We start from the raw sequence: 24,155 nt of genomic DNA, 5'->3' as shown, positions 1-24,155 counted from the left end.
CCGTCATCCGGGCGTTATCGACCGGGTCCAGCGTACGTGTCGCTCGAACGGGTGATCACGGAGTGGCGATACCGAGGGGTTCGGCGGGGCTGCACTAGGGTTTGTTCGGGCGAACAGGTGTTCGTATCGCGTGGGGCTCGCGGAGATCGGGCGCGGCCGGGCGAGACGGGCCGAAGCGAGTGAGGGAGAGGGGCGCGGCATGCGGGTCTTGGGGGTCGACCCCGGTCTGACCCGTTGCGGTGTCGGGGTCGTCGAGGGCGCGGTGGGCAAACCGCTGCGGATGATCGAGGCCGGCGTCGTGCGTACCCCCGCCGACGCGGCGATCGACGCCCGCCTGCTGGGTATCGAGCAGGGCCTGGAGGAGTGGCTGGACCGGCACCGCCCCGACTGCGTCGCGGTCGAGCGGGTCTTCAGCCAGCACAATGTGAGCACCGTGATGGGCACGGCGCAGGCGTCCGCCGTCGCGATCGTGTGCGCGGCACGGCGCGGGTTGCCGGTGACGCTGCACACGCCCAGCGAGGTCAAGGCCGCGGTGACCGGCAGCGGTCGCGCCGACAAGGCCCAGATCGGCGCCATGGTGACCCGTATCCTGCGTCTGGACGGCCCGCCCAAACCGGCCGACGCCGCCGACGCGGTCGCGCTCGCGATCTGCCACATCTGGCGCGGCGGCGCGTCCGACCGGCTCGCGGCGGCCGTCGCGGCGGCTCGCACGCCGGTCACGCGCCTGCCGCGCGGAACCCGGCGATGACCGTCCGCGGCACCGGCAACACTCGTACCACTACCCCAGCGGGAGCAGTCACGTGATCGCGTTCGTCTCCGGAACGGTGGCCGGGCTCGGACCCGACACCGCGGTCGTCGAGGTCGGCGGGGTCGGCCTGGCCCTGCTCTGCACACCCACCACGCTCGCGACGCTGCGCCTGGGCGAGCCGGCCCGGCTCGCGACCTCGATGGTGGTGCGCGAGGACTCGCTCACGTTGTTCGGCTTCGCCGACGACGACGAGAAGAGCACCTTCGAGATACTGCAACGCGCCAACGGGGTGGGCCCCAAACTCGCGCAGGCGATGATCGCCGTGCACAGCCCCGACGCGCTGCGCGCCGCGGTCGCGACCGGCGACGAGAAGGCGCTCACGGCCGTGCCGGGGATCGGCAAGAAGGGCGCGCAGAAGCTGCTGCTCGACCTCAAGGACAAGCTCGGCGCGCCCACCGGCACCGCGCGCGCGGTCGGCGCCGCGAGTGGGCTCGGCGCGGGCTGGCGCGACCAGTTGCACGCCGCCCTGGTCGGCCTGGGCTACGCCGCGCGCGAGGCCGACGACGCGGTGAGCGCGGTCGCCCCCGAGGCCGAGGCCGGTGCCGCGCCGGAGATCGGCGTACTGCTCAAGTCCGCGCTGCGCGGCCTGAACCGCCGATGAGGCACGCGTCGCGGCACACCGTGTCGCACGGGTCCGGCAGGATGACCGCAGGCCGCACGAACACGACCCTGGGCGGAACACGATGACGCACGACGGCGAACGACTGGTGACCGCCGAGGCCGACGGCGAGGACCAGGCGGTCGAGGCCGCCCTGCGCCCCAAGAACCTCGGCGAGTTCATCGGCCAGGAGCGCGTGCGCGAGCAGCTCTCGCTCGTGCTGACCGCGGCCCTGGGCCGCGGCGGCACCGCCGATCACGTGTTGCTGTCCGGACCGCCCGGGCTGGGCAAGACCACCCTGTCGATGATCATCGCGGCCGAGATGGGCGTGCCGATCCGGATCACCTCGGGCCCCGCGATCCAGCACGCGGGCGACCTCGCGGCGATCCTGTCCTCGCTGTCCGAGGGCGAGGTGCTCTTCCTCGACGAGATCCACCGGATGTCGCGGCCCGCCGAGGAGATGCTCTACATGGCGATGGAGGACTTCCGGGTCGACATCATCGTCGGCAAGGGCCCCGGCGCCACCGCGATCCCGCTCGACCTGCCGGCGTTCACCCTCGTCGGCGCGACCACGCGCGCCGGCCTGCTGCCACCGCCGCTGCGCGACCGCTTCGGCTTCACCGGCCACATGGACTTCTACACGCCCGCCGAACTCGAACGGGTGCTGAACCGTTCGGCGAGACTGCTCGACGTCGAGCTGTCGGCCGAGGGCGCGGCCGAGATCGCGGGCCGTTCGCGGGGCACGCCGCGGATCGCCAACCGGCTGCTGCGCCGGGTCCGCGACTACGCCCAGGTGCGGGCCGACGGCCGGGTCGATCGGGACGTCGCGTCGCGGGCGCTGGCCGTGTACGAGGTCGACGACCTGGGCCTGGACCGGCTCGACCGGGGGGTCCTCCAGGCCCTGATCACGCTGTTCGGCGGCGGTCCGGTGGGCCTGTCCACGCTCGCGGTCGCGGTGGGGGAGGAGACCGAGACCGTCGAGGAGGTGGCCGAACCGTTCCTGGTCCGCAGCGGCTTCCTCGCGCGCACTCCGCGCGGTCGGGTGGCCACCGCCAAGGCATGGGCCCATCTGGGCTTGAACCCGCCGCAGGGCGCGCTGCCGAACCAGCAGGGTACGCAACAGAGCGTGCTGTTCGACAACGGCGTCGTGACCGGCAAGGATGCAACCGAGTGAGTCCGGTGCGTGTCGGGAACACACAGGGCCGGTAGTCGTTGTTCCTGTAGTAAGTACCCGTCTAGACTCCGCCGAGGCTGCCGCACCGTGGCCGGCCGAGTGTCACCGTCCGGGCCGCCGAGCGGCCTTGGGAAGGAATCGTTTCAAGCCGTGGACCCGCTTACCCTCCTCCTGCCAGTAATCATCGTCGTGGTGTTCTACTTCCTGATCATCAAGCCCGGGAAGCAACGCCAGCGACAGGCCATGGAAACGCAGAACTCGTTGCTTCCGGGCGCCGAGGTTCGCACGATCGCGGGTCTGTACGCGACGGTCACCGAGGTGGAGGACGATTCCGTCATCCTTGAGGTCGCCCCCGACGTGCACTGCCGTTTCGTCAAGAGCGCCATCGCGGCCGTCCTGTCCTCCGGCGAAGAGCCCGAGACGGACGAGCACGACGACGAGCACGACGACGAAGCCGACACCGAGACCGGCGGCGACGCCGTGCAGCTCGACAAGAAGCCCGAAGCCGGCGACGACGTCGCGGACACCAAGGCCGCGGACGTCACGAAGAAGGCCGACGCCGCCGCGTCCGAGGACGCCACCGAGTCCGATGACGCGAAGAGCGTGTCCTCCGACGCGGGTGACCGTTTGCGCAAGAAGGAAGACAAGCAGGACTAGCTCCACACTCGTGGTGGGTGCGGTGGTCCTCGGGCCACCGCAGCGCAATACAGTCATGTGACCGGGGGTGATACCCCGGATACGGAAGCGTCCGGCAGCACGCCGGACGCCGTGCCGTTTCCTGCGGATGATGGCGAATGCCCGTCCGCGACGGCAACGACAGGGAGATTGGGCGAAGGTGGCAGCACCGAAATCGAGTTCCCGAGGGCATCCGGGGCGGGCCCTGGCCTTCATCGCGGTCGTGATCGTGGCGTTGTACGCGATCATGTTCGTGACCGGGGACAAGACCCCACGTCTGGGCATCGACCTCGCGGGCGGTACCAGCGTCACGCTGACCGCCAAGGCCGACCAGGGCCGCAACGGCGCGGTCAACAAGACGAACATGCAGACCGCGGTGGAGATCATCCGCCAGCGCGTCAACGCGTTCGGTGTGTCCGAGGCGGAGGTGCAGACCGAGGGCGATCGCAACATCGTCATCAGCATCCCCAAGGGCAAGAACGAGAAGCAGACGGCGGAGCAGGTCGGCCAGACCGCGAAGCTGTTCTTCCGTCCTGTCCTCGAGGCGGCGGAGATCGCCCCCCAGGGCGGCACCAAGCTGCCGCTGACGGCGCCGACGACCCCTCCCGCGAGCGCACCCCCGGCGAGCACGCCCCCCGCGAGCACGCCGCCGGCGGCCCAGTCGGGCAAGCCGCAGGGTCGGGTCATCCCGAACCTGAAGGACGCGCCCAACACGACCCCGCCGCCGTCGACCCCGCCGCCGTCGACCCCGCCGGCGAGCACCCCTCCCGCGAGCACGCCGCCCGCGACGCCTCCGGCGAGCACCCCGCCGGCCGGAGCCGACGCGAACGGCGTCACGCCGGAGCTGCGCGAGAAGTTCGCCAACCTGGACTGCTCGCTGCCGGAGAACCGCGGCCTCGGGCCCGTTCCGGCCCCGGAGGACCAGCCGACCGTGGCGTGCAGCCGCGATCAGGGCGAGCGCGCCGAGAAGTACATCCTCGGCAAGGTCGTCATCCCCGGCACCGACGTCTCCTCGTCGAAGGCGCAGCTGCCCCAGGGCGGCACCGTCGGCGGCTGGGAGGTCCAGCTGAACTTCAGCGACTCCGGCACCGACAAGTTCACCTCGATCACCGGCGACCTGGCCGCGGGCAAGTACCCGACCAACCGCTTCGCGATCGACCTGGACGGCGTGGTCATCTCCGCGCCGACGGTGAGCACCGCGATCCCCGGCGGTACCGCCGTGATCTCGGGCAACTTCACCCAGAGCTCGGCGAAGGACCTCGCGAACGTCCTCAAGTACGGCGCGCTCCCGCTGTCCTTCACCAAGAGCGACGTCACCACGGTGTCCGCGTCGCTCGGCGGTGACCAGCTCAAGGGCGGTCTGATCGCGGGCGCGATCGGCATTCTGCTGGTGATCCTGTACTCGCTGTTCTACTACCGCGGCCTCGGCCTCGTGAGTATCGCGAGCCTGGCCGTCTCGGCGGCCCTCACCTACGCCATCATGTGCGTGCTCGGCCGGAGTATCGGCTTCGCACTCAACCTGCCGGCGGTGTGTGGTGCGATCGCCGCGATCGGCATCACGGTGGACTCGTTCATCGTGTACTTCGAGCGCATCCGGGACGAGATCCGCGAGGGTCGTACGCTCCGCCCGGCCGTGGAGAAGGCCTGGCCGCGCGCCCGGCGCACGATCCTGGTGTCCGACGCGGTGTCGTTCCTGGCCGCCGCGGTGCTGTACGTCGTCTCGGTCGGCAAGGTCCAGGGCTTCGCGTTCACGCTCGGCCTGACCACGCTGCTCGACGTCGTGGTGGTGTTCCTGTTCACCAAGCCGCTCATGACGATCCTGGCCAAGCGCAAGTTCTTCGCGGACGGGCACAAGTGGTCCGGTCTCGATCCCGTGGCGCTCGGTGCCAATCAGCGCCAGTCGTACCGGAGCCGTCGCTCGCGCGGGCGTGCCGCCGGCGTCAAGGAGGCGTGATGAGTCGCTTCGGTGACATCAAGAACATCGGCGTCCGACTGCACCACGGCGACGTCTCGTTCGACTTCGTCGGTCGCAAGAAGCTCTGGTACTCGATCTCGGCGCTGATCCTGGTGCTCGCGGTCGGCGGCCTGCTCGGCCGCGGACTGCACCAGGGCATCGAGTTCAAGGGTGGTTCGGTCTACACCCTGGAACACACGTCGGCGTCGACCGGTGACGCCCGCAAGGCCGTCGAGAAGTTCACCGACGGCAGCGACCCGATAGTGCAGAAGGTCGGCAACGACGGCCTCCGCATCCAGCTCGCGGAGTCGGACGCGAACAAGACCAAGGAGATCGCGGCGTCCATCGCCGCGGATCTGAAGGTCACGCCGGACAAGGTGAACACGCAGGTGGTCGGCCCCAGCTGGGGCAAGGAGATCTCCAAGAAGGCCCTTCAGGGTCTGTTGATCTTCATGATCCTGGTGGTGATCTACCTCACCTTCGCCTTCGAGTGGCGAATGGCCGTGGCGGCGCTGGTCGCGCTGATCCACGACATCGTCATCACCATCGGCGTCTACGCCCTGGTGGGCTTCGAGGTGACACCGGGTACGGTCATCGGCCTGCTGACGATTCTCGGTTACTCCCTGTACGACACCGTGGTCGTGTTCGACACGGTCAAGGAGAACACCAAGAGCATCACCAAGCAGACCAAGTACACCTACAGCGAGGCCGCGAACCTGGGTCTGAACCAGACCCTGGTGCGCTCGATCAACACCACGATCGTCGCGCTGCTGCCGGTCGCGTCGCTGCTGTTCGTCGGCGGCGGCCTGCTCGGCGCGGGCATGCTCAAGGACATCGCGCTGTCGCTGTTCGTGGGCCTGGCCGCCGGCGCGTTCTCGTCGATCTTCATCGCGACGCCGATCCTGGCCGACCTCAAGGAGCGCTCGCCGGAGATGCGGCAGCTCGCCAAGAAGGTCGCCCAGCGTCGCGCCTCCGAGGCCAAGGCGGCCAAGGCCGCCCAGGACACGGGGATCGCCGCGGGAGAGGCCGAGGGGCACCCCGACGTGGACGCCGAGGCCGAGCGTGAGGATTCCGTGCCCGCACAGGGCGGTGCGGCCCGAGCGGGCGCGGCTCGCTCCCGTGCGCGGACTCGTCCCGGTGGCAAGAGGAAGCGTTGATGGCGGCGCGCGAAGAGCTGCACAAGCTCTTGGAGAGCCGGATCCGGGACGTCCCGGACTGGCCGAAGCCGGGCGTGGTGTTCAAGGACATCTCGCCGCTGCTCGCCGACCCGGTCGCCTTCGCGGCGCTGGTCGACGCGCTGGCCGAGCGTTGCGCCGGGCGGGTGGACAAGGTCGTGGGCATCGAGGCCCGCGGCTTCATCCTCGCCGCACCGGTGGCCTACCGCGCGCAGGCCGGGTTCGTACCGGTCCGCAAGGCGGGGAAGCTGCCGTGCGCGACCTTCGCGCAGTCCTACGAGCTGGAATACGGCTCGGCCACCCTCGAGGTGCACCGGGACGCGTTCGAGCCGGGTGACCGGGTGCTCGTGATCGACGACGTGCTCGCCACCGGCGGGACCGTCGAGGCCACGATCGATCTGGTCGAGCGGGCCGGCGCCGAGGTGGTGGGGGTGAACGTGCTCCTGGAGCTCGGTTTCCTGGACGGCCGGGCGCGACTCGCGTCCGCGCTGACCGAGAGCACGTTGGAGTCGTTCATCGTGGTGTGACACGCCGCCCACGGCGCGTTGTCGGAGGCCGGAGGCGCCCCAGGTCGGGGAGCCTCCGGCCTCCGCCGTTGTGACGGGGGCGGTTCGGGATGGACGAGTCGCGAGGGTATGGGTCAGTACGATGGAAGTTCCGTCATCTGTGGGAGGAGTTCCCTTGCCGGACGAGGTCGCGCCCGTCGCGTCGTCCTCGGGGGATGCCGTCGAACACGCGGCTCCCTCGGAAGACGCCACACGTGCCACACCGGACCCCGCGGGTCATCCGCCGGTGAGTGCCGAGGCACCCGCGTCGACCGAGGCGCTGCCCGAAGCGCCACCCGAGGCCGAACCGGCCGCGGCGGCCGAGCCGCCTGCCGAGCAGCCCGCCGAGGCGGTCGCGTCGGAGGAGGACACCGCCGACGGCCCCCGGGGCAGCGGCGGCCACAGCGGCCCCGCGGCCGGTGCCGCCGGGCCCGAGGCCAGGGGCCCGCGCCCGGTCGCCAAGGCCGCCGCTCCCGCCGGTGCCTCGCGCGGTGTCGAACGCTCGCGCTCGCTGCGGGTGGACGGCCCCAGCCGGGTCCGCGCCCGCCTCGCGCGCCTGGGCGTCCAGCGCAGCAGCGTGTACAACCCGGTCCTGGAGCCGCTGCTGCGCGTGGTCCGGGTCAACGACCCCAAGGCCGACCTGCGCCAGATCGAGCGTGCCTACACCACCGCCGAGCGCTGGCATCGCGGCCAGCGGCGCAAGAGCGGCGACCCCTACATCACCCACCCGCTCGCGGTCGCGACGATCCTGGCCGAGCTCGGGATGGACCCGCCCACGCTGATGGCGGGGCTGCTGCACGACACCGTCGAGGACACCGACTACGGGCTCGACGCGCTGCGCCGCGACTTCGGCGACACCGTCGCCATGCTCGTGGACGGCGTCACCAAGCTCGACAAGGTCAAGTTCGGCGAGGCCGCGCAGGCCGAGACCGTGCGCAAGATGGTCATCGCGATGGCCAAGGACCCGCGTGTCCTGGTGATCAAGCTCGCCGACCGGCTGCACAACATGCGCACGATGCGCTACCTCAAGCGCGAGAAGCAGGAGCGCAAGGCCCGCGAGACGCTGGAGATCTACGCCCCGCTCGCGCACCGGCTCGGGATGAACACGATCAAGTGGGAGCTGGAGGACCTGGCCTTCGCCATCCTCTACCCCAAGATGTACGACGAGATCGTGCGCCTGGTCGCCGAGCGCGCGCCCAAGCGGGACGAATACCTGGCCCTGGTCACCGACCAGGTGCAGGGCGATCTGCGCTCGGCGCGGATCAAGGCGACGGTGACCGGGCGGCCGAAGCACTACTACTCGGTCTACCAGAAGATGATCGTGCGCGGTCGCGAGTTCACCGAGATCTACGACCTGGTGGGCATCCGGGTCCTGGTCGACTCGGTGCGCGACTGCTACGCGGCCCTGGGGACCATCCACGCGCGGTGGAACCCGGTGCCGGGGCGGTTCAAGGACTACATCGCGATGCCCAAGTTCAACATGTACCAGTCGTTGCACACGACGGTCATCGGGCCCGAGGGCAAGCCCGTCGAACTGCAGATTCGCACCTTCGACATGCACCGCCGGGCCGAGTACGGCATCGCCGCGCACTGGAAGTACAAGGCCGAGGCGGTCGGTGCCAAGGGCGCCGCGAAGACCGACACCAAGCCCGCCCGCAAGGGCGAGAACCCGGCCAACGACATGGCGTGGCTGCGCCAACTCCTGGACTGGCAGCGGGAGACCGAGGACCCGGGCGAGTTCCTGGAGTCGCTCCGATTCGACCTCTCCAGCCAGGAGGTCTTCGTCTTCACGCCCAAGGGCGACGTGATAGCGCTGCCGGCCGGCTCGACCCCGGTCGACTTCGCGTACGCGGTGCACACCGAGGTCGGCCACCGCACGATCGGGGCCCGGGTCAACGGGCGGCTGGTCCCGTTGGAGAGCCGGCTCGACAACGGCGACCTGGTCGAGGTGTTCACGTCCAAGAGCGAGACCGCGGCGCCCAGCCACGACTGGCTCGGCTTCGTGAAGTCGCCGCGGGCGCGCAACAAGATCCGCCAGTGGTTCTCCAAGGAGCGCCGCGAGGAGGCGATCGAGCAGGGCAAGGAGGCGCTGACCAGGGCCATGCGCAAGCAGGGCCTGCCGCTGCAGCGGCTGATGTCCGGCGGCGGAGACACGCTGGTCACGCTCGCGCACGAGCTGCGCTACGCCGACATCTCGTCGCTGTACGCGGCGATCGGCGAGGGGCACGTCTCGGCACAGACCATCGTGCAGCGCCTGGTCGAGTCGCTGGGCGGCGAGGAGGGCGCGACCGAGGACCTCGCCGAGGCGACCCGGCCGACCACGACCCGGCGCCGGCCGCGCTCGACCGGGAACCCGGGCGTCGTGGTCAAGGGCGTCGACGACATCTGGGTCAAGCTGTCGCGGTGCTGCACGCCGGTGCCGGGCGATCCGATCATCGGCTTCGTCACCCGCGGCAACGGCGTCTCGGTGCACCGGCAGGACTGCGGCAACGTCGAGTCGTTGTCCCAGCAGTCCGAACGGATCGTCGACGTCGAGTGGGCGCCGACCGCGTCGTCGGTGTTCCTGGTCGCCATAGAGGTCCAGGCGCTGGATCGGTCCCGGCTGCTCTCGGACATCACGCGGGTGCTGTCCGACCAGCACGTCAACATCCTGTCGGCGTCGGTGGCGACCACCCGCGACCGGGTCGCGGTGAGCCGGTTCACCTTCGAGATGGGCGACCCCAAGCACCTGGGGCACGTGCTCAAGGCGGTGCGCGGGGTCGAGGGCGTCTTCGACGCCTACCGGGTGACCAGCGGGCGGCAGCAGTAGCGCGTCGGCTGTACTCACCCGGGAGATCGGGAGTTCGAGGGTTCGGGTCGGGTCGTCCGAAGCGGCGCCGGGAGGATTCCCGGCGCCGCTTCGTCGTGCGTGGTCGGTTGGGGCCGGCCGAGGCCGGTCGGGGTCAGCCGCGCGGGCCGCGCCAGACGGTCATCGAGACCTTCCAGTACTTGCTGGGGCCGCTACCGGAGGGGATCTCGTTGATCCGGACCGTGCCGACCAGGCCGTTGTCCTTGTCCTTGAGGCAGATGACCGAGCCGACCTTGAGGAACGTGAACGGCAGCTTGTCGTTCTCGGCGTACCTGGTCTCGCCCAGACACGTGGGGAAGTCGCTGATCTGCCCCGGGTTCAGCAGCACCATCTCCTTGCCCATGATGTAGTTGCTGTCGCCGTAGAAGTACAGGATGCCGTCATTGCCGTTGTTGCAATTGCCGCGCCAGGTCGAGGTGTAGCCGAGACCGATGCAGTACCCGTCGGGGACGTCGAGTTCGCGTTCGAACAGCACGCCGCCCTCGGCGACGCCGCCGGCGGTCGGGATCGCGGTGGCGCTGCCGCCGGGGACGGTCGCGATCGAGGGCACGCCGGTGGCGGTCGAGGTCGAGGTCGAGGTCGAACTCGGGCCGGCGGTTCGGCTCGTGGTCGGCCCGGGCGAAGCGTTCCCCTGCGCGGCGGGGGAGCCGCCGGGCTGCCCCGTGTTCGGCTTCGCCGGTTGGGTGTTGGCGACGTTGCCCTTCTTGTCGTCGTCGTCGCTGTTGCGCAGTCCCAGCGCCAGGCCCGCGCCCGCCGCCGCGAGCACCAGCACGGTGACCGCCGCGATGAGCGCGCGGCGCTTGCGCTTGCGGCTCACAGTCGGGTCCTGCGGCGCCTTGGGCGGCTGCTCGTTGATCCGGCGGGTGACCTCCTCGACCAGGGTCGACGGGAGCCAGCCCTCGCCGATCTGCAAGCGGGTGCCCACCGAGGCGGCGCGGCACAGCTCGATGACCTCCGTCGGCGTCGGCCGCCGCTCCGGGTCCTTCTCCAGGCAGCGCAGCACCACGGGCAGCAACTGCTCGGGGAGGCCGGACAGTTCGGGGTCCTGGTGCACCACGCGGTACAGCACCGAGCTGTCGGTGCCCTCACCGAAGGCGGACAGGCCGGTCGCGGCGTAGGTGGCGAGCGACCCGAGCGCGAACACGTCGGTCGCGGGCCGGGACGGCAGGCCGCGGGCCTGCTCGGGGGCCATGAACGCGGGCGTGCCGATGCTCATCCCGGTGCGGGTCAGCGGTGTGGCGTCGGCGGCGCGGGCGATGCCGAAGTCGATCACCCGCGGGCCGTCGGCGGCCAGGATCACGTTGGACGGCTTGAGGTCGCGGTGGATCACGCCCGCCCGGTGCACCGACTGGAGCGCCTCGGCGACGCCGGCCATCAGGACCAGGACGGTCTCGGCGGGCAGCGGGCCGTGCCGGTAGACCGCCTCGTACAGGGAGGGGCCCGCGACGTACGCTGTGGCCAGCCACGGCTGCGGGGCGTCGGCGTCGGTGTCGATGACCGGCGCGGTGTACAGGCCCTGCACGCGCTGCGCGGCGGCCACCTCCTGGCGGAAGCGGCGGCGGAACTCGGGGTCGTCGGCGAACTCGCCGCGGATCACCTTGATCGCGACGGGTCGACCGCCCGGCGTGTACGACAGGTACACCCGGCCCATGCCGCCCGAGCCCAGGCGCGCGCGGATCACGTAGCTGCTGATCGTGCGCGGGTCGTCGGCCTCCAGCGGGGCGAGCACGGCGCGGTCCGGGCCGTCCCAGGAGGGGCCGACCGGGGCGCCGCGGCCGGGGGTGGTGTCGGGCGCGGGGGCGGTGGGCGGGCGCTGGTTGGTGGGGCGTTCGACGACGGGGGGTTGGACGGTGGGCGTGGGCGTGGGGGCGGCGGGGGTGGGTGGGGTCGCCTGGGCCCGCGCGGGGGTCTCGGCGGGTGCGGGAGCGGGTGGGGCGAGGTTCGGGTTGGGCTGGGTGGGCTCCGTCGATCCCCTCTGCGGCTCGGGGGCGGTCGCGGGCGGAGGGGCCTGGTACACCGGGGCGACGGTGGTCTCCTCGGTGGGGGCCGGGGGCGCCGGTTGTGCGGGGGCGGCGGCCGGGGGCGCGGCGGGTTCGGCCGGTGATGCCTGGGGCGCCGCCGCTTCGGCCCGCTCGGCCCGTTCGACCGGTGGCGTGGCGACGGGCGGGGCCGGCGGTGGTTCGGTCGGGGGCGGAGCGGTGGGCGGTGCCGCGGCCGGGGGCGTCGCGGGTGCCGGGGGTGCCTGCCGAGGCGGGGGAGCGCTCGGTGCGGCGGCCGGCGCCGGCGGTGTGGCGGGCGCGACCTGATAGGCCGGTGGCGGCGGGGTGTTCGGGGTCGGCGGGCGGCCGATCGACGGAGCCGCGTTGGGGCGCGGCGGGGCTGCGATCCGGCCGGTGCGGCCGGGGGAGCCGGGGGAGCCGGTTCGGGGGCGGCCCCGGCCAGCTGCGCCGCGGCGACCTCGCGCCACTTGGCCTCCCAGCCCGCCGGCGTCGCGCCGCACGCCTGGACGATGGCCATCGTGACGCCGAGCGAGGGCAGCATGCTCCCCGAGAGCGCCGCCCCGAGCACCGGCTCGTCGAGCCCCGCGCGCCGCGCGATCTCGGCTGACGGCACGTCACCCGCCACGTCTCGTACCGCCCGCAGCGCGGCGGCGAACTCGATCAGCGGATCTGGATGAGTCATGGGCGCTCCCCCGTACCTGTCCTCGAACCATGGTGATTGCGCGTCACATGATGGTGGATCGACCACCATCCGCATACGCCGGTTCCAAAACCGCGGGCAACCCGTGACCGGCCCTCGTCGCGCGCGATCGTCGGGGGCGTCACGGGTGGTACGACGATCGCGCGTTCGGCCTCGAAGTTCGGTTCGAGGAACGCCGGTTCGCGGAACATCGGTTCGAGAGCGGCCGACGGTTGCCACCCGGCCACGCGGGTCCGGCGCGTCCGTGTGCGGGCCCGGATCGCGTCGACCCGGTTGCGGTCGTCGAACTTGGCCGGCACCGAGTTCAGGTGATCGCGAACCGTGCCGGCGCACAGAGCGATTGCCGACCCGATTCGCGCGAAAACGGGCGGACCCGGCCGGCATGTCGCCGATCCTGGTCCGCCCGTCCGATGGTGCTCGCCGCCGCGCGGACGCGGCGGTGCCCACTGCACAGCTCAGCCGGAGAACTCCTCCAGCGCCTTGTTCGCCTCGGCCAACCATTCGGCGCGAGCCGCGATCGACTCCTCGGCCTCACGCAGCTTGCGCTCGTTGCCGGCCGCACGGGCCTTCTCGGCCTGCTGCGTCAGCTTGTCGATCGACGCCTGGATCTGGTCCACCGCCGCCTGCGCACGGGCCCGAGCCTCCGGGTTCGTGCGCTTCCACAGCTCTTCCTCGGCCTCGCGGATCGCCCGCTCGACCGTCTGGAGCCGCGCCTCCATCTTCGGCCGGGCATCGCGCGGGACGTGGCCGATGGCCTCCCAGCGGTCGTTGATCGAACGCAGCGCCGCACGCGCGGCCTTGACGTCCTTGACCGGCACGATCGTCTCGGCCTCGACGAGCAGCAGCTCCTTCGCGGCCTGGTTCTCGCGCTGCTCGGAGTCGCGCTCGGCGAACACCTCGCTGCGCGCCGCGAAGAACACGTCCTGCGCGGCCCGGAAGCGCTGCCACAGCTCTTCCTCGACATCGCGCTGGGCGCGACCCGCGGCCTTCCAGTCGTTCATCAGGTCGCGGTAGCGCGCCGCCGTGTCGGTCCACTCGGTGGACCCCGACAGCGCCTCGGCCGCCTCGACCAGCTTCTCCTTGACGCGCTTGGCGCTGTCGCGCTGACCGTCCAGCTCCGCGAAGTGCGCCTTGCGGCGCTTGGCGAAGTGGGAACGGGCCTGCGAGAACCGGTGCCACAGCTCGTCGTCGGCCTTGCGATCCAGGCGCGGCACGGCCTTCCAGGCGTCCACCAGCGCGCGCAGTCGCTCGCCGGCCGGCCGCCAGTCGGTGCTCTGGCCCAGTTGCTCGGCCTCGGCGACGATCCGCTCCTTGGCGCCCTGCGCCTCCTCCTGCGCCTTCGCGCGGGTGGCCTTGCGCTCCTCGCGCTTGGAGTCCACCACCGTCACGAGCGCGTCCAGACGCTTGACGAGCGACTCCAGATCGCCGACCGCGTTCGCGTCGACGATGCTCGCGCGCAGGCGCTCGATCGCGTGATGGGCGTCCTTCGGCGCGAGGTCGGTGGTCCGGACCCGCCGCGCGAGCAACTCCACCTCGACGGCCAGTCCCTCGTACTTGCGCCGGAAGTAGGCCAGGGCCTCGTCCGGGGAACCCGCCTGCCACGAACCGACGGAGCGTTCACCGTCCGCCGTCTTGACAAAGACGTTTCCCTGCTCGTCCACGCGGCCCCACGGGTCGCTGCTCACAGCGGCCTCCTTCGATGCTGAATGCGGCGCACTTTACACAGGACCCCGGGAAGGTCGGTCCGCCGTCCCGGGATCGCGGTGCGCCATGCGTCCGGTCGATTGCTACTTGGCGACGGTCACGCTGTCGAGGACGACCTTCTCGTGCGGCGTACCGTCGCTGCTCCCGTCCTCGGTTCCCGCGGCGGAGATCTTCTGCAGAACGTCCATCCCGGCCGTGACCTTCCCGAACGGGGTGTAGTTCGGCGGCAGCTTGCTGTCGCCGGTGACCAGGAAGAACTGGCTGCCGTTGGTCCCGGGACCGGAGTTCGCCATCGCGACGGTGCCGGCCGGGTAGGCCGCCGAACCGTCCGGTCCCGCCTGGCCCAGGTTCTCGTCGACGAACTTGTACCCCGGACCACCGGTACCGGTACCCGTCGGGTCACCGCACTGGAGCACGGCCAGACCGCCCGTGGTGAGCCGGTGACACGTCGTGTGGTCGAAGAACTTCTTCCCGGCCAGGAAATTGAACGAGTTGACCGTGTGCGGGGCCTTCGCCGCGTCGAGCGCGATCTCCACGTCGCCACACGTGGTCTTGAGCTTCATCTTGTAGGCCGCGGCCTTGTCGATCGTCATCGCGGGCTCCGCGGTGAACTGCTCCTTCGTCGGCTCCCCCGGAGCAGGCGTCGCGCACGTCTTCGGCTTCGGCGCCTGGGGCGCGGAGGGCTGCGTGGTCGGTGTGTCCGACGCGCCCGCGTTCGCGGTCTTCTTGTCGTCGTCATCGCCCGACGCCACCGCGATCCACGCACCGCCACCGGCCACGATCACCACCGCGGCGACCGCGGCGATGACCTGATTGCGCCGGCGCCGACGTGCCTGCACGGTCCCGCGGCGCTCCTGCTGGCGCTCGAACTTCTCGCGCGCGAGCTGCCGCTGTCGCTGCTGTTTGGTGACCACCGCGTGCTCTCCTGGATTCGAACGGACTCGAACGGACTCGATGTGGATGTACTCGACCTGGACGCCCGACCCGGACGCCCGACGGCGTGACCGGGCTCCAACGGGGACGACGGGAACCGTGCACCGGTCCCGACCTGCGGTGATCCCATGACTTCGGAACCGACCTCAGCTCGCGCACAGTCTAGGCACGCACCCCCTGAACCGGTTCGCGATCCGCCCCCGCGCGCCGGTAGTCTCGTACCTGATTCCCACGTCCGCCGCATACTTCCGTGCTTGCCCCGCCGCCGGAAGACCCCGAGACCGAGAGGACGAACGTGATCGTCGCCGGGTTCCCCGCAGGGTCGTTCCAGACCAACTGTTATGTGGTCGCCCCTGCCGCCGGCGAGGAATGCGTCATCGTCGACCCCGGGCAGAACGCGTTCGACGGCGTGCAGGACATCATCCGCGAGCACAAGCTGCGCCCGGTGGCGGTCGTGCTGACCCACGGCCACATCGACCACATGTTCTCCGTGGTGCCGGTCTGCGCCGAGCACAAGGTGCCCGCGTGGATCCACCCCGACGACCGCGACCTGCTGTCCGACCCCGCGAAGGGCCTGTCCCTGGGCGTGGGGCAGCAGCTGTTCGGCGGCATGACGTTCACCGAACCCGAGGACGTGCGCCTGCTCACCGACGGCGCCGTGCTCGAACTCGCGGGCCTTGAGCTGACGGTCCATCATGCGCCCGGCCATACACAGGGGTCGGTGGCGTTCGGCACCCAGGGAACGGCGGATATCCCGCCCATCCTGTACTCGGGTGACCTGCTGTTCGCCGGCTCCATCGGACGCACCGACCTCCCCGGCGGCGACCACGCGCAGATGCTGCGCTCGCTGTCCCGGGTGTGTCTGCCCCTGCCGGACGAGACCGTCGTCCTGTCCGGCCACGGCCCCCAGACGACGATCGGCCGCGAGCGCGCGAGCAACCCTTACCTGCAAGAGTTGACACCGCCCGCGGGACCGCACCGAGGAATGTGACGGATTTTCACACCGTGAGTACTTTCAACGCCCCCAAGGGCACCTTCGACATGCTCCCGCCGTACTCGGAGACGTTCAACCGGATCCGGATCCAGTTCGGCCTGGAGCTGCGCGACGCGGGTTTCCAGTACATCGAGACCCCCACCTTCGAGGAAACGGGCCTGTTCCTGCGCGGCGTCGGCGAGTCCACCGACATCGTGACCAAGGAGATGTACACCTTCGAGGACCGCGGCGGCCGCTCGCTCACGCTGCGCCCCGAGGGCACCGCCGCCGTCGTGCGGTCCGTGCTCCAGCACAACCTGTACAACGGCCGGCTGCCGGTCAAGCTGTGGTATTTCGGCTCGTACTACCGCTACGAGCGCCCGCAGGCCGGCCGCACCCGGCAGTTCACCCAGGTCGGCGCCGAGGCGATCGGCAGCGACGACCCGCTGGTCGACGTCGAGATGATCGCGCTGGCCGTCGAGGGCTTCATGAAGCTGGGCCTGCGCGACTTCCGGCTGCTGCTCAACTCGCTCGGCTGCCGCGAGTGCCGGCCGGTCTACCGGACCAAGCTCCAGGACTTCCTGCGCGCCCTCGACCTCGACGAGGAGACCCGGCAGCGGATCGAGATCAACCCGCTGCGCGTGCTCGACGACAAGCGCCCCGAGGTGCAGGAGCTGATCGCGGACGCGCCGCTGATCACCGACAACCTGTGCGAGGCCTGCGCGGCGCACCACGCGTTCGTGCGCTCGATGCTCGACGAGCTCAAGATCGCCTACGAGGACACCCCCAAGCTGGTCCGCGGCCTCGACTACTACAACCGCACCACGTTCGAGTTCGTCCACGACGGGCTCGGCGCGCAGTCGGCCATCGGCGGCGGCGGGCGCTACGACGGCCTCTCCGAGGACCTCGGCGGCCCCGACCTGCCGTCGGTGGGCTGGGCGCTGGGCATCGGCCGCACCATGCTCGCCATGGAGGCCGAAGGGCAGGCCGTCGAGACCCCCGCCGACTGCGACGTCTACGGCGTCGCGATCGGCGACCCGGCCCGCCGCGCCGTCTTCGGGATGATCACGCAGCTGCGGATCGAGGACATCCCCGCCGACATGGCCTTCGGCGGCAAGAAGCTCAAGGGCGCCATGAAGGCCGCGTCGCAATCCGGCGCCCGCTACGCCATCGTCGTCGGCGATCGTGATCTCGCCGAGGGCATCGCCCAGATCAAGGACCTGTCGAACGGGGAACAGATCCCGGTTCCCCTCGACCAGGTCGTCACCGTGTTGAAGGAGAAGCTTCAGTGATCCGCACCCATGACGCCGGTACGCTCCGCGCCGAGCACGCCGGCCAAACCGTGACGCTCGCCGGTTGGGTGGCCCGGCGGCGCGATCACGGCGGCGTGGCGTTCGTGGACCTGCGGGACGCGTCGGGCACCGTCCAGGTCGTCTTCCGCGACCTGGAGACGGTGCACAACCTGCGCTCCGAGTTCTGCGTGAAGATCACCGGTGACGTGCGGGTGCGCCCCGACGGCAACGAGAACACCGAGATCCCCACCGGTGCGGTCGAGGTCGTCGTGGACGACTTCGAGATCCTCTCGGAGGCGGCCCCGCTGCCGTTCCCGATCGAGGAGTACACGCCCGGCACGGTCAACGAGGAGGTGCGGCTCAAGCACCGCTACCTCGACCTGCGCCGGGCGCCGATGGCCCGGAACCTGCGGCTGCGCTCCAAGGTCACCCGGGTCATCCGCGAGGTGATGGAGGACGCCGACTTCCTCGACATCGAGACCCCGTACCTGACCCGCTCCACCCCCGAGGGCGCCCGCGACTTCCTGGTGCCGGTGCGGCTCCAGCCGGGCTCGTGGTACGCGCTTCCGCAGTCGCCGCAGCTGTTCAAGCAGCTGCTGATGGTGGCCGGCATGGAGCGCTACTACCAGATCGCGCGCTGTTTCCGGGACGAGGACTTCCGGGCCGACCGGCAGCCCGAATTCACCCAGCTCGACGTCGAGATGTCGTTCTGCGATGCCGAGGACGTCCTCGCGCTGACCGAGAAGCTGATCGCCCGGGTGTGGCGCGAGGTGCACGGCGTCGAGATCCCGCTGCCGCTGCCGCGACTGCCGTACGCCGAGGCGATGTCGCGCTACGGGTCGGACAAGCCGGACACCCGGTTCGGGTGCGAACTCGTCGACCTCACGACGTACTTCGAGGGCACGTCCTTCCGGGTGTTCCAGGCCGAGTTCACCGGCGCGGTCGTGATGCCCGGCGGCGCCGCGCAGACCCGCAAGGAGCTGGACGGCTGGCAGGACTGGGCCAAGGCGCGCGGGGCCCGCGGCCTGGCGTACGTGCTGGTCGACGCCGAGACCGGCGAGCTGCGCGGGCCGGTCGCCAAGAACCTGTCCGAGGAGCACCTGGCCGGCCTGGTCGCGGCCACCGGCGCGACGAAGGGCGACTGCATCTTCTTCGCGGCGGGGCGGCGGACGGCTTCGCTGGAGCTGCTCGGCGCGGCCCGTCTGGAGATCGCCCGACGGGGCTCGCTGATCGACGAGTCCAAGTGGAACTTCCTCTGGGTCGTCGACTTCCCGATGTTCGAGCCGATCGAGGACGCGGCCGGCAACCACCAGGGCTGGCACGCGATCCACCACCCCTTCACCGCGCCGACGGCGGAGTGGGTGGACACGTTCGACAAGAACCCGGGCGAGGCGCTGTCGAACGCGTACGACATCGTGCTCAACGGCACCGAGATCGGTGGCGGGTCGATCCGTATCCACCGACGGGACGTGCAGGAGCGGGCGTTCGCGGCGATCGGGATGTCGGACGAGGAGGCGCAGTCGCAATTCGGGTTCCTGCTGGACGCGTTCGCCTACGGGCCGCCGCCGCACGGCGGGATCGCCCTGGGGCTGGACCGGCTGGTGGCGTTGTTGAGCCACAGCGAGAGCATTCGCGACGTGATCGCCTTCCCGAAGACCGCTTCCGGTGGTGACCCGCTGACCGGTGCGCCGTCGCCGATCACGCTGCAGCAGCGGCGTGAGGCGGGCATCGACGCGAAGCCGAAGGAAGCCAAGTCGGACAAGCCGGAGCAGGGCGAGGGCGCGGCGAAGCAGGCGTAACCGCCTTTGGGCGGGCGGTCGTCGAGATCACGACCCCGCGATCGTGGGAAGGGCGGTCGAGCCACAGGCTCGGCCGCCCTTCGGCGTGTGTCGATCGTGTGCGCCGACCGCGTGCGTCGAGCGCGTGGCCGGCCGTTGAGCCGGCTGCGGGAGGTGGTTGCGGGAGTCGGCCGCGGGAGGCGATCGCGTGTGTCGACCGCAGGAGTAGCCGAAACGCTTCTGCACAGGCTTGGCGCAGCGGCTCCGGAGCGTGCCTACCTTGGAAGTCGAGCCGGTACGAGACCGGTTCGCACGACCTCGGGGAGGCCGACATGGCAGTGGTTCTGACGAAGCGGCAGGTGCCGGCGGAGTACGGCACGCGGGCCATCGTGATGGGGCGGGGCTGGACCCAGGCGGCCATCGCGCGCTTCCTGGCCGAGCCCGACGGCACCATGCCGAACACGCGATATCGCGGCTCCCCGCCGATGCGGCTGTACGCCATGGCGCGCGTGCAAGCGATCGAGGGCACGCGCGAGTGGCAGGAGTGGTACCTCGCTTCGCAGCGGCGGCGGGCGGCGGCCCTGGAGCGGGTGGGCGCGGGCGGGGTCGCCGAGCGGGGTGATCCTCCCGAGCGGGCGGCCGCGGTCGCCGGCGCCGCCGAATCGGCGCGGCGGGCGCCCGGTGGGGGCGGCGAAGGTGTCGGAGCCGCCCGCGATGCTGGAGTTCGTCGAGGTCGGGGCTCGAATCGGGAGGTCGCATGAGCAGCACCGTGCACATCAATCCACTGCGCTGGTTCACCGACGGCGAGGGTGGCCTGGAGTTCGTCGAGTCGTTCGGTACGCCGGTGCCCGCCGACATCCTGGAGGAGGCGCGCGCGGCGTCGTATCCGGGAGTCGGCGACCTGTTGGCGGTGCTGCGGAGCGAAGGGCTGTCCGCGCGTTGCTGGTTCAGCCTGTGGGTGGACGGCGCCGAGGTGCCGGATCCGCTGCCGGAGCGACCCGGGGCGGGCGACCGCGACCGGCTGGGCGGGCTCGCCGTCGCGGTGGCGGGGGACCGGAAGCGGATGGGGGCAGAGGACCCGGCGTCCGGACTGACCTGTCGGGCGGCGGGGGAGGGGGCGGTGGAGCGGGCGGTGGCGGCCTTGGCCGAGGCGTTCGGGCCACAGGTGATGTGGTCCGGGGACATCGGCGACATCGTGGTGGTTCCGCCGGGGTGGACCGCGCAGCAGGTGCGGGATCGGCGCGTGGGGTGCGACATGGCCGATTCGTGAGGGATCTGCCCCTGTTCGCGGGGGCGGCGGATCTGGGAGCGTGGGCGCGGGAAGTCCCCGGGAGGGGACGGCCACAGGACTCGCTCGACCGCAAGGAGACCTCGCCATGCCCTTCTTCTCGCTGTTCGGTCGCAAGAAGTCGAAGCCGGTCCCGCCCGCGGCCCCTTCCGCGCCCACCGCGCCCGCCTCGCCCCAGGCCACCGTGCGCAGCGGCGGCGGTTCGGCGGTCAGCCTCGACAAGATCGAGCGGTCCGCGCCCGGACTGGTCAGCCTGTACAAGGCCGCCGGGGTCAGCCTGGAGAAGAACAGGCTGGCGGGGGTGCGGGCGGCGGTCTACCTCGTGCTCGACCGCTCGGGCAGCATGGCGCCGTTCTACAAGAACGGCAGCGTGCAGGCACTCGCCGACCGGGTGCTCGCCGCGGCGGCGCACTTCGACGACGACGGCACGGTGCCGGTGATCTTCTTCGACACGAACGCCTATGAGGCCGAGGAGATTTCGCTGGACAACTACGGCGGCCGGATCGCCGCGCTGCACAAGAAGCTCGGCCACATGGGCACCACCAACTACGTGGCGGCGATGGAGGCGGTGATCGCGCACTACCGGTCCTGCGGCGCGACCGATCCGGCCTTCGTGATCTTCCAGACCGACGGCGCCCCGAACAACGCCAAGGCCGCGGAGAAGGCGATCTGCAAGGCGGCCGGGCTGCCGATCTTCTGGCAGTTCATCGGCTTCGGCCGGGACGAGTTCCGCTTCCTGCACCGCCTGGACGACCTGCCCGCGCCCCAATACCGCGTGGTCGACAACGCGGGCTTCTTCGAGGCCGGCGCCGACCCCCGCCGGATGCGCGACGCCGACCTGTTCGACAACCTCATGAACGAGTTCCCCGAGTGGCTCCAAACGGCCAAGACGGCAGGCGTGTTGCGCTGACGCGGGGCGGGCGCGGGGCCGGCGTTTCGAATCGCCGACGGAGGAGGGCTACCGGTTTGCCGGGTATCCCGACGAAGGCGCCTGGCACGAACGCCTGTCCCAGGCCCCGAGGTTGGTCGACTCGCGATGCCATGCGCCGGTCTGCGGCGAGAACCGCACGCCGGCGCCGTTCGTTCCGATCCGCGAGCGGTTCGCCGACGGCGCCGATCGGCCGGCGTCCGCGTTGCTCGCGGCCTCGGGCGTGGCGAGTTCCGCGTGCTGCCGCTCGATCCCTTCTTCGGTATGCCGCCAATCGGGGCCACGGCCGGCGTTCTCGTCGTGTGCGCGCTGCGATCGTGGTTGGACGCGTGGGTCCGGGGGGTGCGATCCGGTCTGCTTTCCGTGCTGAATCGTCGGGTCGGGTTGGGTCGGGTGGCCTGCCGGGTATGCGGTCGACGGTGCGGGTCGGGGTCGGTCGGGGCGGCCCTCGGCCCCGGGGCGGCCGGGTTGTCGGTGCGGGCGGGCGCCCGGTCCGGATGGGGGCGGGGGTTAGGGTCGAGGAGTGGAATCCGATCTGTTTACCGCTGCGGCCGAGGCTCGGCAGGCCAAAGACCCCTCGCTCGCGCCGCTCGCCGTGCGGATGCGGCCGCGCGACCTGGACGAGGTGGTCGGGCAGCGGCATCTGCTGGGTGAGGGGTCGCCGCTGCGCCGGCTCGTGTCGTCGGACAGTCGGGTCACGGCGCCGTCCTCGGTGATCCTGTGGGGGCCTCCGGGCACCGGGAAGACCACGCTCGCCTACGTGGTCAGCCACGTCACCAAGCAGCGGTTCGTGGAGTTGTCCGCGATCACGGCGGGGGTCAAGGAGGTCCGCGCGGTGATCGAGGACGCGCGGCGCCAGGCCGGTTCGCAGGGGCGGGACACGGTCCTGTTCCTGGACGAGATCCACCGCTTCTCCAAGGCCCAGCAGGACTCGCTGCTGCCCGCGGTGGAGAACCGATGGGTGACGTTGATCGCGGCGACGACCGAGAACCCCTACTTCTCGATCATCAGTCCGCTGCTCTCGCGCTCGTTGTTGCTCACGCTGGAGTCGTTGACCGACGACGACCTGCGCGAGGTGGTCGAGCGCGCGGTCACCGACGAGCGCGGGCTCAACGGGACGCTGACCCTCGACCCGGACGCCGAGGAGCACCTGCTGCGGATCGCCGGCGGCGACGCGCGGCGGATCCTGACGGCGTTGGAGGCGGGCGCGGGGTCGGCGGCCGACAAGGGCGAGAGCGCGATCACGCTGTCGACCCTGGAGAGCGCGGTGGACCGGGCGGCGGTGCGCTACGACCGGGACGGTGACCAGCACTACGACGTCGCGAGCGCGCTGATCAAGTCGATCCGGGGCTCGGACGTGGACGCGACGCTGCACTACCTCGCGCGGATGATCGACGCGGGCGAGGATCCGCGCTTCATCGCCCGGCGGCTGATGATCTCGGCGAGCGAGGACATCGGGATGGCCGACCCGACCGCGCTGCAGATCGCGGTGGCCGCGGCGCAGGCGGTCGCGCTGATCGGATTCCCCGAGGCGCGGATCACGCTGTCGCAGGCGGCGATCCACCTCGCCCTGGCGCCCAAGTCGAACGCGGCCTATCTCGCGATCGACGCCGCGCTCACCGACGTCCGCAAGGGCCTCGCGGGCCCGGTCCCGCCGCACCTGCGCGACGGCCACTACAAGGGCGCCGCGAAGCTCGGCCACGCGCAGGGCTACGTGTACCCGCACGACGTCCCGGGCGGCGTGGCCGCGCAGCAGTACGCTCCCGACGCCGTCCACGGCCGCACCTACTACGAGCCCACCCGCCACGGCGCCGAGGCCCGCTACGCCGACATCGCGACCTGGGTCCGAGCCCGTCTGGCCGGCACCGAGCCTGCGGACGACTGACCCCGGCTGGTGCCGGGGGTCTACGCGGTGGTCTCGCGGAGGCCGTTCGGGGTGGCGGCTCGCATCGCTGTGGTGATCACGGGGTCGGGCCTGCCGGTCACCGCGGCCACCACCGTGCGGCGGATCAGCTCGGTCCAGGCGGGGGCTCTGCGCAACATGGCGTGGCCGTCCGGGAGTTCGAAGCGGCAGACCCGGTCGGAGACCTCCCGGGCGCTCACGGCGTAGCGGTGGGACGCCTTCGGGCTGGTGGTGTGGTCGGCCGTGCCGTGCACGATGACCACGTCGCGGCCCGCGAGCTGGGCGTAGGGCTCGTCGTCCTCGATCCACGGCGCGAGGGCGCAGACCGTGCGCACACTGGCGTGGTCGGCCACGCGCAGCGCGGTGCGGCCGCCCATCGAGTGGCCCACCAGCGTCACCTCGGCGTCGGGGTAGCGCGCGCGGATGCCGTCGAGCGCCCACCAGGCGTCCTGTACCGGGTCGTGGTCGGGCTCGTTCCAGCCGCGCACGCGGTAGCGCAGCAGCCACGTCTCGGCGCCCTCCGCACGCGTCGCCCGGTGGATGCCGCGCGCGATGGGCACCATCCGCCGGTAGGCCAGGTTGCGGCTGGAGGCGGGTTGCCGGCTGCGCGAGCGGCCGCCCGGCAGGACCAGCACGACCGCGCGCACGGCGGTGCCCCTGGGCGGTGACCACGTACGCAGCGCGGCGAGTGCCCCGCTGGATGGGTGTGTGTCCGGCATCCGGAGCCTCCCGCGCTTCGACTTGGTCACGACGGCCCGGATGGTCCTTCGACCAGCGGTCCCGGGCTTCGACCGACGGTCTCAGAAGCCGAACGGGCTTGGCGCCCGGGTCGTTCCCGACGCTCGTGAACCGACGCGAACCGATCGCGATTCACCCCGA

At 71.3% G+C, this 24,155-nt stretch carries 20 protein-coding genes; 16 read left to right on the top strand and 4 right to left on the bottom strand.

Annotated features, from left to right (window positions below; genetic code table 11):
* Nucleotides 1-199 precede the first annotated feature (199 nt).
* The 8 genes from ruvC (at nt 200) to OG928_RS05630 (ending at nt 9,738) form a co-directional block, all read left to right on the top strand.
* Nucleotides 200-748 carry a crossover junction endodeoxyribonuclease RuvC gene (ruvC, locus tag OG928_RS05665; protein WP_406280166.1) on the top strand — a complete coding sequence of 183 codons (549 nt, stop codon included), beginning with the start codon at nt 200-202 and terminating at the stop codon, nt 746-748.
* Between the two features lie 52 nt (nt 749-800).
* The gene (gene ruvA, locus OG928_RS05660) at nt 801-1,409 is read left to right on the top strand and encodes a Holliday junction branch migration protein RuvA (protein ID WP_406280164.1); all 609 of its coding nucleotides are present in this window, start codon (nt 801-803) and stop codon (nt 1,407-1,409) included.
* Between the two features lie 82 nt (nt 1,410-1,491).
* Complete coding sequence (gene ruvB, locus OG928_RS05655) at nt 1,492-2,580, top strand: Holliday junction branch migration DNA helicase RuvB (protein WP_406280162.1); 1,089 nt, start codon at nt 1,492-1,494, stop codon at nt 2,578-2,580.
* A 150-nt stretch (nt 2,581-2,730) separates the two neighbouring features.
* Nucleotides 2,731-3,237, top strand: coding sequence for a preprotein translocase subunit YajC (gene yajC, locus OG928_RS05650; RefSeq protein ID WP_406280160.1), 507 nt, complete (start codon nt 2,731-2,733; stop codon nt 3,235-3,237).
* A gap of 178 nt (nt 3,238-3,415) precedes the next feature.
* Nucleotides 3,416-5,209 (top strand): protein translocase subunit SecD, encoded by a 1,794-nt coding sequence (gene secD, locus OG928_RS05645; RefSeq protein WP_406280158.1) that lies wholly within the window; start codon nt 3,416-3,418, stop codon nt 5,207-5,209.
* Nucleotides 5,209-6,366, top strand: a complete 1,158-nt coding sequence (gene secF / locus OG928_RS05640; RefSeq protein ID WP_406280156.1) for a protein translocase subunit SecF — start codon at nt 5,209-5,211, stop codon at nt 6,364-6,366. Before secD ends, secF begins: the two co-directional genes overlap by 1 nt.
* The gene (locus OG928_RS05635; RefSeq protein ID WP_406280153.1) at nt 6,363-6,911 is read left to right on the top strand and encodes an adenine phosphoribosyltransferase; all 549 of its coding nucleotides are present in this window, start codon (nt 6,363-6,365) and stop codon (nt 6,909-6,911) included. Before secF ends, OG928_RS05635 begins: the two co-directional genes overlap by 4 nt.
* Before the next feature lie 154 nt (nt 6,912-7,065).
* A complete protein-coding gene (locus tag OG928_RS05630; RefSeq protein ID WP_406280150.1) occupies nt 7,066-9,738 on the top strand; it encodes a RelA/SpoT family protein in 2,673 nt (890 codons plus the stop codon).
* A 133-nt stretch (nt 9,739-9,871) separates the two neighbouring features.
* On the opposite strand, the gene OG928_RS05625 is transcribed toward OG928_RS05630, so the two are convergent.
* Nucleotides 9,872-11,506, bottom strand: a complete 1,635-nt coding sequence (locus OG928_RS05625) for a protein kinase domain-containing protein (protein ID WP_406290799.1) — start codon at nt 11,504-11,506, stop codon at nt 9,872-9,874.
* 738 nt (nt 11,507-12,244) lie between these two features.
* Between OG928_RS05625 and OG928_RS05620 the strand changes: the two genes are divergently transcribed.
* Complete coding sequence (locus OG928_RS05620; protein WP_406280147.1) at nt 12,245-12,454, top strand: hypothetical protein; 210 nt, start codon at nt 12,245-12,247, stop codon at nt 12,452-12,454.
* 478 nt (nt 12,455-12,932) lie between these two features.
* Here OG928_RS05620 and OG928_RS05615 read toward each other — a convergent pair whose 3' ends face one another.
* Together OG928_RS05615 and OG928_RS05610 are read right to left on the bottom strand one after the other, a co-directional pair.
* Nucleotides 12,933-14,162 carry a DUF349 domain-containing protein gene (locus OG928_RS05615; RefSeq protein ID WP_406280144.1) on the bottom strand — a complete coding sequence of 410 codons (1,230 nt, stop codon included), beginning with the start codon at nt 14,160-14,162 and terminating at the stop codon, nt 12,933-12,935.
* A gap of 102 nt (nt 14,163-14,264) precedes the next feature.
* Nucleotides 14,265-15,095 carry a peptidylprolyl isomerase gene (locus OG928_RS05610; protein WP_406280141.1) on the bottom strand — a complete coding sequence of 277 codons (831 nt, stop codon included), beginning with the start codon at nt 15,093-15,095 and terminating at the stop codon, nt 14,265-14,267.
* A gap of 314 nt (nt 15,096-15,409) precedes the next feature.
* Between OG928_RS05610 and OG928_RS05605 the strand changes: the two genes are divergently transcribed.
* From OG928_RS05605 to OG928_RS05575, 7 genes are all read left to right on the top strand, one after another.
* On the top strand, nt 15,410-16,105 hold the full coding sequence (locus tag OG928_RS05605) for an MBL fold metallo-hydrolase (RefSeq protein WP_406280138.1): 696 nt from the start codon (nt 15,410-15,412) through the stop codon (nt 16,103-16,105).
* A 14-nt stretch (nt 16,106-16,119) separates the two neighbouring features.
* On the top strand, nt 16,120-17,379 hold the full coding sequence (gene hisS, locus OG928_RS05600; protein ID WP_406280135.1) for a histidine--tRNA ligase: 1,260 nt from the start codon (nt 16,120-16,122) through the stop codon (nt 17,377-17,379).
* Nucleotides 17,376-19,178 (top strand): aspartate--tRNA ligase, encoded by a 1,803-nt coding sequence (gene aspS, locus OG928_RS05595; RefSeq protein WP_406280132.1) that lies wholly within the window; start codon nt 17,376-17,378, stop codon nt 19,176-19,178. The genes hisS and aspS overlap by 4 nt, the downstream gene beginning before the upstream one ends.
* Nucleotides 19,179-19,489: 311 nt before the next feature.
* A complete protein-coding gene (locus tag OG928_RS05590) occupies nt 19,490-19,918 on the top strand; it encodes a hypothetical protein (protein WP_406280129.1) in 429 nt (142 codons plus the stop codon).
* Entirely contained in the window at nt 19,915-20,427 is a 513-nt protein-coding gene (locus tag OG928_RS05585; RefSeq protein ID WP_406280126.1) for a hypothetical protein, read from the top strand. Before OG928_RS05590 ends, OG928_RS05585 begins: the two co-directional genes overlap by 4 nt.
* Nucleotides 20,428-20,533: 106 nt before the next feature.
* Nucleotides 20,534-21,355 carry a vWA domain-containing protein gene (locus OG928_RS05580; RefSeq protein ID WP_406280123.1) on the top strand — a complete coding sequence of 274 codons (822 nt, stop codon included), beginning with the start codon at nt 20,534-20,536 and terminating at the stop codon, nt 21,353-21,355.
* A gap of 541 nt (nt 21,356-21,896) precedes the next feature.
* On the top strand, nt 21,897-23,258 hold the full coding sequence (locus OG928_RS05575) for a replication-associated recombination protein A (protein WP_406280120.1): 1,362 nt from the start codon (nt 21,897-21,899) through the stop codon (nt 23,256-23,258).
* 20 nt (nt 23,259-23,278) lie between these two features.
* Here OG928_RS05575 and OG928_RS05570 read toward each other — a convergent pair whose 3' ends face one another.
* A complete protein-coding gene (locus OG928_RS05570; protein WP_406280117.1) occupies nt 23,279-23,995 on the bottom strand; it encodes an alpha/beta hydrolase in 717 nt (238 codons plus the stop codon).
* Nucleotides 23,996-24,155: the final 160 nt, after the last annotated feature.

The sequence above is a fragment of the Embleya sp. NBC_00896 genome (assembly GCF_045207785.1).
GTDB lineage: Bacteria > Actinomycetota > Actinomycetes > Streptomycetales > Streptomycetaceae > Embleya.
This window is presented reverse-complemented; position numbering and strand designations above follow the sequence as displayed.